This window comes from Mesorhizobium sp. M1A.F.Ca.IN.020.06.1.1, from assembly GCF_004023265.1.
Lineage (GTDB): Bacteria > Pseudomonadota > Alphaproteobacteria > Rhizobiales > Rhizobiaceae > Mesorhizobium.
On sequence record NZ_RZSR01001155.1, the window covers coordinates 1 to 1,645 of the forward strand.

The 1,645-nt window shown below is 62.9% G+C and carries 2 protein-coding genes and 1 pseudogene; all 3 read right to left on the reverse strand.

All coding sequences use genetic code 11. The features are described 5' to 3' along the window. Positions 1–590 (reverse strand): annotated as a pseudogene (locus EOA60_RS31970) (formate dehydrogenase); the annotation flags it as partial. Continuing rightward, positions 587–1,066 carry a formate dehydrogenase subunit gamma gene (locus EOA60_RS31975; RefSeq protein WP_067003616.1) on the reverse strand — a complete coding sequence of 160 codons (480 nt, stop codon included), beginning with the start codon at positions 1,064–1,066 and terminating at the stop codon, positions 587–589. The gene EOA60_RS31975 and the pseudogene EOA60_RS31970, both read right to left, overlap by 4 nt. 194 nt (positions 1,067–1,260) lie before the next feature. After that, positions 1,261–1,645, reverse strand: a 385-nt coding sequence (locus EOA60_RS31980) for a LysR family transcriptional regulator substrate-binding protein (protein WP_164899733.1), incomplete at its 5' end; no start/stop codon positions are given.

Below are 1,645 nucleotides of genomic sequence, written 5' to 3' on the forward strand. Positions count from 1 at the left end.
CCCTCCATGATCATGCGGTCGGCAAAGGTGGCGCTGTCGCCCTCGTCGGCGTTGCAGACGATATACTTGCGTTCGGAATTCGTATCGAGAACCGTCTTCCACTTGATGCCGGTCGGGAAGCCGGCGCCGCCGCGGCCGCGCAGGCCGGACTCGGTCACCTGTTTCACGATCTCGGCCGGCGCCATGGCGACCGCGTTCTGCAGGCCTCTCAGACCGCCATGCGACTTATAGCTGTCGAGCGACAGCGGGTCGATCACGCCACAGCGCGCGAAGGTCAGCCGCGTCTGCTTGGCGAGGAAGGGGATCTTGTCTGGCGCACCCAGCCAGCGCTTGTGATGGCCACCCTTGAGGAAACCGCTGTCGAACAGGCTTTTCACGTCAGACGGCTTGACCGGCCCGTAGGCGACGCGGCCCTCGGCGGTCGCAGCCTCGACCATCGGCTCCAGGAAATAGGCGCCGCGCGAGCCGTTGCGCACGATCTTGGCCTCGACGCCGCGCTCCTTGAGCTCCTTCTCGATCGCCCTGGCGACCTTTTCGGCGCCGAGCGCCAGAGCACCGGAATCGGCAGGGATGTAGATGCGCGGGATCATGAACGCACCTCCGCGACGATCTCTTCGATCTTCTCGTCGTCGAGCCGGCCGATCACTTCGCCGTCGAGCATCGCCGACGGCGAGCAGGCGCAAAGCCCGAGGCAATAGACCGGCTCCAGTGTAACCGATCCGTCGCGTGCGGTCTCGTGAAAATCGATGCCGAGCAGTTGCTTGACCTTGGTGGCGACGGCTTCCGAACCCATCGACTGGCAGGCTTCCGCCTGGCAGAGCTTCAGCACATGCCGGCCGGCCGGCTTGGCGCGGAAATCGTGATAGAAGGTGACGACGCCATGCACCTCCGCTCGCGAGAGGTTCAGCCCGTCGGCGATGACCGGAAGCGCCGCCTGCGGCACATGGCCGAATTCTTCCTGGATGCCGTGGAGAATCGGCAGCAACGGACCTTCGAGGTCCTTCAACTCCTCGATGATCGCCGCTATGCGCGACGCGATCTCGGTACTTGCAGGCTGCATCGGCATGCAGCGCCCTCCCTGGCCGTGGCGCCAACACATATGTCACCCCAAAATATAGAGCGGTTTTGGGGCAACGACATGCACAGGGCGCGATATCGCTAAGTCCTTATGAAATCAGAGGAAACCTCCGAGATCAATAAAGCAGTCTCGTCGCTTGATAGAAATTTTCTATCAGAAACGCTGAGCCCGCATTGTCTAGCCTAGCGGTGGGAACGGAAATCGTCTGCCAGCGCCATTGCCTCGTCCAGCAGCGCCTGCACCAGCGGCGTGTGCGGCTCGCGCGGCGCCGCCACCAGCCCGACCGTGTGGCTGGCATCCGGATCGACTATCGGAATGGCCCGGATCGGTTCGGAAAAGCCGAATGTTTCCGCAAGGTTGAGCGGCATGATCGATGACCACTTGCCGGTCCGGATATGCGAGAACAGCACGATCATCGAGTTGGATTCCAGTGTCGGCCGCACCTGCACGCCGGCTTCCGCCAGATGCTGGTCGATGATGCGGCGGTTCTGCATGTCCGGCGTCAGCAGGCAGAGCGGCAACTGGCTGATCTCTGCCCACGTCACTTTGTCGCGGTCGGAATAGGGG